Raw genomic sequence first — 6,149 nt, forward strand, 5'->3', positions numbered from 1 at the left:
GGCAGCGTGTGGAGCACCGTGCCCGGCCGGGAGGACCCTTACTACCTGCACCTGTTCTCCCCCAAGCAGCCCGACCTGAACTGGGAGAACCCCGCGGTGCGCCGCGAGGTGGTGGAGATGGTGAACTGGTGGCTGGATAAGGGCGTGGCGGGTTTCCGGGTGGACGCCATCGTGAACATCGGCAAGCCGGAACGGTTTGAGAACTACCCGCCCGACCGGCCGGACGGCCTGGCGGACTGCCGCCAAATGCTGGCGGACCCGGTGTCCCGGCAGCGGCTGCACACCTATCTCGGCCAGCTGCGGGACGAAGCCTTTGCCCCCCATGGCGCCTTCACTGTGGGCGAAGTATTCGATGCCGACCCCGCGGAGATGAGCCTGTTCATCGGGCAGGGGGGCTTTTTCTCCAGCATGTTCGACTTTGCCGCCGCCTGCTGGGGCGGCAGCCCCAAGGGCTGGTACGACGCCAAAAAACCCGGCCCGGACAATTACCGGGACTGCTGCTTCGCCAGCGCCCTGCGGGCCGAGGGCGTGGGCTTTTTGAGCAACATCATCGAAAACCACGACGAGCCCCGCGGCGCCAGCCGCTACCTGCCCGAACAGGCCGCAAACGACCCGCGGGCCCAGAAGGCGCTGGCGGCGGTGCAGATGCTGCTGCCGGGCCTGCCCTTCCTCTACCAGGGGCAGGAACTGGGCATGACCAACACGGTGTTCCCTTCCATCGACGCGGTGGACGACGTGAACACCCACGGCGAATACGCCGCCGCGCTGGCTGCGGGCCTCGCCCCCGCCGAAGCGCTGGAGCGGGTGGCCCGCCTCAGCCGCGACAACGCCCGCACCCCGGTGCAATGGACGGCGGGGCACGCCGCCGGCTTCACCGCCGGCACGCCCTGGCTGCCGGTGAACCCCAACTACACCCGGGTGAACGCGGCGGCCCAGCAGGGCGTGGAAGGCTCGGTGCTGGAATTCTACAAAAAGTTGATCCGGCTTCGAAAAAACGATAAGTATAAAGAGGCGCTGGTGTGGGGCAGCTTTGAGCCGGTGCATCAGGAGCAGGCGGGCCTTGCGGCCTTTGTGCGCACCGGCGGCGGGCGCAGGCTGCTCGTCGCTTCCAACCTGGGCGGCGAGGCCCAGCGGGTAGAGCTGCCCGGCGCGGCAAAGGAAGTGCTGCTGTGCTCAGACGGCGTGCCCGGTCAGGCGGGCGGCGTCCTGGCCCTGGCCCCCTGGCAGGCGGCGGTGGTGGAACTGGCATAAAAGCTGACACAACAAATTCAAAGCAGCGCCCGGCCCTCTCCACGCAGTATACGGTGGGGATGGGCCGGGCGAATTTTCGCACAATGCTGCCTTTAATAGCATACGGGCGGCGACCCAGCCGAAGCGAAGCCCGGGCCTCCCCACGTAGTGCCGCAGCTTTCTCGGCTTTCAGCGGACGGCAGGCCGGGAGAAACGGGCCGGAGCACCACCCTGGCGCCGCTCTGCGCTGCGAAGCGGGCGGGCAGGCCTTTTACCCCTCCTGCCCGCCGCCGGGGGCCGCAGGGGCGTCCAGGCGGGCGCGGCAGAGGCTCAGGCTGCCAAAGACGGGGATGCACAGCAAAAACCACAGGCTGGAGTAAAGGGGGCAGATCTGGCCCCAGAGGTTGCCCCAGAGCAGGGAGTAGTCCCACACGCGCCAGCCCAAAGCCAGGTTGCAGACCACGCCGAAGGCCAGCTCCACGCCGGTGATGGCCAGCGCGCCGGCGGCGCAGCGGGCCAGCAGCGGCCAGCGGGCCAGGCGTTCGTTCAGCGCCCAGAGGGCCAGCATGCAAAGCCCTCCCGCCAGCAGCATGGTCCAGTGGGTGCGCCCGCGCCAGGCCAGCTCGATGCAGCCGTAGCCCAGCGCCCCCAGACAAAACAGCGCGCTTTTTTCGATCATAGAAAAATCACCCGGGGAACAGTGTTCCCCGGGTGATGGATTTTTATGTGGGTTTACTGGCCCATGCGGGAAATGCGGGTGAGAAGTTCCTGGCGGCACTCCCACAATTTGCGGGAATAGTCCACATAATACCGATGGGGGTACTCGAAGCGGCGCATCTCCTCCCACAGGTTCTCCACCTGCTCGGCGCAGGCGGCGCGTATCTCGGTCACGGTGGGCCGGTCGTACACCAGCCTGCCCTCGCGGTAGATGGGGGTGGTGATGCACTTCACCGTGCAGTTCTTGTAGGTGCGCTGCTTCCAGGTCTGGTTGGGGTCGAAGAGGGTGAGTTCCTCGTGCTCGCCCACCTCTTCGTCGTACACCGCCACATAGTCCGCCATGGCCTTGCGGGTGTAGTTGTCGTAGATGCGCCAGACCTTCTTGAGGCAGGGCAGGGTGATCTTTTCCACGCTCTCGCTGACCTTGATCCTGGGGATGTAGCTGTCCCCTTCCTTCACGGCGGCCAGCTTGTAGACCCCGCCGAACACCGGGTCGCTCTTGGCGGTGATGAGGTTCTCGCCGATGCCGAAGCTGTCGATCTTCGCCTCCTGCAGGATGAGGTCCCGCACGATGTACTCGTCCAGGCTGTTGGAGGCGCAGATGGGGCAGTCCTCATAGCCAGCCTCGTCCAGCATCCTGCGGGCCTTTTTGGAGAGATAGGCGATGTCGCCGGAGTCGATGCGGATGCCCTTGGGCCGCTTGCCCAGGGGCTTGAGCACTTCGTCGAACACCTTGATGGCGTTGGGCACGCCGCTCCTGGTCACATTGTAGGTATCCACCAGCAGCACGCAGCCGTCGGGGTAAAGGCGCGCGTAGGTGGCAAAGGCCTCGTACTCGCTGTCAAACATCTGCACCCAGCTGTGGGCCATGGTGCCGCTGGCGGGGATGCCGAAGTCCCGGGCGGCCATGACGCAGCTGGTGGAGGCGCAGCCGCCGATGTAGGCGGCGCGGGCGCCGTAGACCGCCGCGTCGTACCCCTGGGCGCGGCGGGCGCCGAACTCCATCACAGGGCGGCCCTGGGCGCTGCGCACGATGCGGTTCGCCTTGGTGGCCACCAGGCACTGGTGGTTGAAGGTGACCAGCAGCAGCGTTTCCAGCAGCTGGCACTCGATGGAGGGGCCCTCCACCGTGACGATGGGCTCCTGGGGGAAGATGGGCGTGCCCTCGGGGATGGCCCAGATGTTGCAGTGCAGGGTGAAGTGCCGCAGATAATCCAGGAACTTTTCGTTGAACACGCCGCAGGCGGCCAGGTACTCGATGTCCTGCTCGGTGAACTTGAGGTTTTCCACCGCCTCGATGAAGGTGTCCAGCCCGGCCATGATGGCAAAGCCGCCGCCGTCGGGTATTTTTCGGAAGAACATGTCGAAGACGCTTATTTTGTCTTCAAAACCCTCTTCCAGGTAGCCCGCCGCCATGGTCAGCTCGTAGAAGTCCATGATGGTGGTGAGATTGCGTTTCACGTCCAGCATAAGCCTTTGCCCCCTCGTTTTCCCTTTTATCAATAGCGGCGGCGGATCTTTTTGGAGCCGCGCCTCTTTGCCAGCGAGATGAAATAGAGCGCCAGATACACCGCCACCGCGGCCCCGGTGAGCACCATCAGCACCTTGAAGTAGAGGCTGGAGAAGAATTCGCCCACCTTGCTGAAGGTGTAGAGCACCATGTTCCGGTCCAGATCGCGCTCGGCCAGCAGCTCCACCGTGCCGATGACCTCGCCGGACAGGGAGATGTCCACCGTGCCGATCACGTCCCCCTGCTTCACCGGGGCGGACACGCTCTCGGGCAGGTGGAAGGTCTTTTGGGTGATGCTCTCGTCCGCGCCCACCGGCAGGATGGTGAGCAGGTCGTCCGCCGGGTAGAGCATCAGCCGGTCGGTCTCGGCGCAGTATTTCACCGGCACCTGCTCGATGGGCTCGTTCTTGTCCAGCGCGGGCAGGATGTCGAAGCTCTCGAACACCCAGTCCATCAAAAGGCCGGTCTCGTAGGCGGCGGGGTTGTACTTCGGGTTGCCGTTTGCGTCCAGGTAGTTGACGCCGATCTGGTCGCAGGAGTTGGGGCTGTTCAGCACCACCGAGAGGTAGCTCTTGCCGTCCTGGTTGTGCCAGGCCACCAGGTTGGACCAGTCCTGGAGGGTGCCGGTCTTGCCGCCCATGCAGTAGCTGCGGTAAAACTCGGCGCCCGCGCCCTCGCGGATCATCACGTTGGTGTTGAACAGGTTGTAGGTGCCCGCGGTGTAGCGGGGCAGCATCTCGCCCATGTCGTACTTCTGGGTGGCAATGACCTCTTTGAAGGTGTCGAAGCTGAGGGCGTAGCGGAACATCAGGTAAAGGTCCCGGGCGGTGGTGACGTTTTCGATGCTCATGCCCACCGCGTCCACGAAGTTGGTGCTGGTGCAGCCGATCTCTTTGGCCTTGGCGTTCATCATGTAGACGAAGTTCTCCTGGCTGCCGCCGCCCACATAGTCGGCGATGATCATGGCCGCGTCCGCGCCGCTGTACACCAGCATGGCGTTCAGCAGGTTGCGCAGGGTGTGGGTCTCGCCGGGGCGGATGTCCGCCACCTGCATGCCCTTGCCGTAAAGTTCGTCCTGCACATAGCGGGGCATGGACACGGTGACGGAATCCAGCTGGTCCTGATACTGCTCCAGCAGCAGAATGGCGGTCATCACCTTGGCGGTGCTGGCGGTGGGCAGCGGCTGGTCGCTGTTCTTTTCGTAAACGATGATGTTGGTGTCCAGATTGACCACATAGGCCCCGGGGGCGGCCACCTCAAAGGGCGGGGTGAAGCCCGCGGCAGAGGCGGGCAGGGCCAGCAGCCCGGCCAGCGCCGCAAGGGTCAGCAGAAAGGCGATGGTTTTTTTCATATAGACTTTTCCCTTTAAAGGCGTTACAATAAAACACAGATGACCCCGCCGGGGCGGGCGGCGCAGAGCCGGGCCCTCCCGGATGGTATCTTATATATTATAGCAGTTTTGAGGCCGCTTATAAAGGCTTTTTGTGTGAAAGAGGTGTGTTCCCCCGTGATTTATGTGACCGGCGATCTCCACGGCGACATCGGGCGTTTTGCCGACAAAGCCGTCAAAAAGCTGAAAAAAGGCGACACGCTCATCGTGCTGGGGGATTTCGGCTTTCTCTGGTCCGGCGGCAAAGCGGAGCAAAAGCACCTGAAATGGCTGACCAAGCGCCACTACCGTATCCTGTTCATCGACGGCTGCCACGAGAACTTCGACCTTTTGCGCGATTACCCCGTGGAGGACTTCATGGGCGGCCGCGCGCGGCACATCGGGGGCAATCTCTATTACATCCAGCGGGGCAGCATTCTGGAGATCGAGGGCAAGAAGCTGCTCTGCTTCGGCGGCGCCGAAAGCTGGGACAAAGAGGACCGGGAGGAAGGCGTCAACTGGTGGCGGGCGGAACTGCCCACCAGCGACGAGCTGGAATACTGCGCCGAGAACCTGAAGGCCGCGGGGGGCCGGGTGGACTACATCCTCACCCACGACGCGCCGCTGCAGATTTTGGAGTTCACCCAGCTGATGCGGGGCCAGCCAAACTGGCTGCACAACTTCTTCGACCAGGTCATGAAGACCACCTGCTACAAAAAATGGCTGTTCGGCCGCTACCACAAGGACCTGAACTACAGCCCCAAGGTGCAGGCGGTGTTTCTGAAAGTGGTGCCGCTGGAATAAGGCGGCTTTGCAAAAAAGGAAAGCGGCCCGGATGCAAAAGCATCCGGGCCGCTCGTTTTTGGGGTCTTAGTAGGCCTTGCCCCAGTAGACCATCACCTTGGCGGGACGGCCGCACACCGGGCAGACGTCGGAGAGATGCTCCTGCTCAAAGGGCATGCACCGGCTGGACAGGCCAGCCTCCTCCTTCATCTTCTCCTCGCAGGCAACGTCGCCGCACCACATGGTCTTGATGTAGCCGTTGTTCGCCTCGGCCAGGGCCTTCACCTCGTCCATGGTGGCGGCGGCCCAGGTGCGCTTCTCCCGGTTTTCCAGCGCCCGGGCGTAGAGGCTGTGGGCCAGAGCGTCCAGCTGGGCGGGGATGGCGGTCTCCAGTTCGTCCAGGCTGACGAAGGTCTTTTCCCGGTTGTCGCGGCGCACCAGCACGCACTGGTTCTTCTCGATGTCCTTGGGGCCGATCTCCAGGCGCAGGGGCACGCCCTTCATCTCCCACTGGCTGAACTTCCAGCCGGGGCTGTTGTC

Annotated in this window: 6 protein-coding genes; 2 read left to right on the top strand and 4 right to left on the bottom strand. The window is 63.8% G+C overall.

Features of this window, described 5'->3' with window-relative positions; all coding sequences use genetic code 11:
- The coding region (locus ACH2AT_RS10560; RefSeq protein ID WP_394965891.1) for an alpha-amylase family glycosyl hydrolase at positions 1–1,251 on the top strand (1,251 nt) is incomplete at its 5' end.
- Positions 1,252–1,501: 250 nt separating this feature from the next.
- On the opposite strand, the gene ACH2AT_RS10565 is transcribed toward ACH2AT_RS10560, so the two are convergent.
- From ACH2AT_RS10565 to ACH2AT_RS10575, 3 genes are read right to left on the bottom strand one after another with little or no spacing between them, the layout of a single operon-like run.
- On the bottom strand, positions 1,502–1,909 hold the full coding sequence (locus ACH2AT_RS10565) for a hypothetical protein (protein ID WP_394965893.1): 408 nt from the start codon (positions 1,907–1,909) through the stop codon (positions 1,502–1,504).
- A gap of 53 nt (positions 1,910–1,962) precedes the next feature.
- Complete coding sequence (locus tag ACH2AT_RS10570; protein ID WP_394965894.1) at positions 1,963–3,417, bottom strand: nicotinate phosphoribosyltransferase; 1,455 nt, start codon at positions 3,415–3,417, stop codon at positions 1,963–1,965.
- Positions 3,418–3,446: 29 nt separating this feature from the next.
- Positions 3,447–4,808, bottom strand: a complete 1,362-nt coding sequence (locus tag ACH2AT_RS10575; RefSeq protein WP_394965896.1) for a D-alanyl-D-alanine carboxypeptidase family protein — start codon at positions 4,806–4,808, stop codon at positions 3,447–3,449.
- Positions 4,809–4,964: 156 nt separating this feature from the next.
- Between ACH2AT_RS10575 and ACH2AT_RS10580 the strand changes: the two genes are divergently transcribed.
- A complete protein-coding gene (locus ACH2AT_RS10580; protein ID WP_394965898.1) occupies positions 4,965–5,630 on the top strand; it encodes a metallophosphoesterase in 666 nt (221 codons plus the stop codon).
- 66 nt (positions 5,631–5,696) lie between these two features.
- Here the strand turns inward: ACH2AT_RS10580 and ACH2AT_RS10585 are convergent.
- Positions 5,697–6,149 (bottom strand): His/Gly/Thr/Pro-type tRNA ligase C-terminal domain-containing protein (locus tag ACH2AT_RS10585; protein ID WP_394965900.1); only part of this gene is annotated, 453 nt, incomplete at its 5' end.

The sequence above is a fragment of the Candidatus Allofournierella excrementigallinarum genome (assembly GCF_944388085.1).
Classification (GTDB): domain Bacteria; phylum Bacillota; class Clostridia; order Oscillospirales; family Ruminococcaceae; genus Allofournierella_A; species Allofournierella_A excrementigallinarum.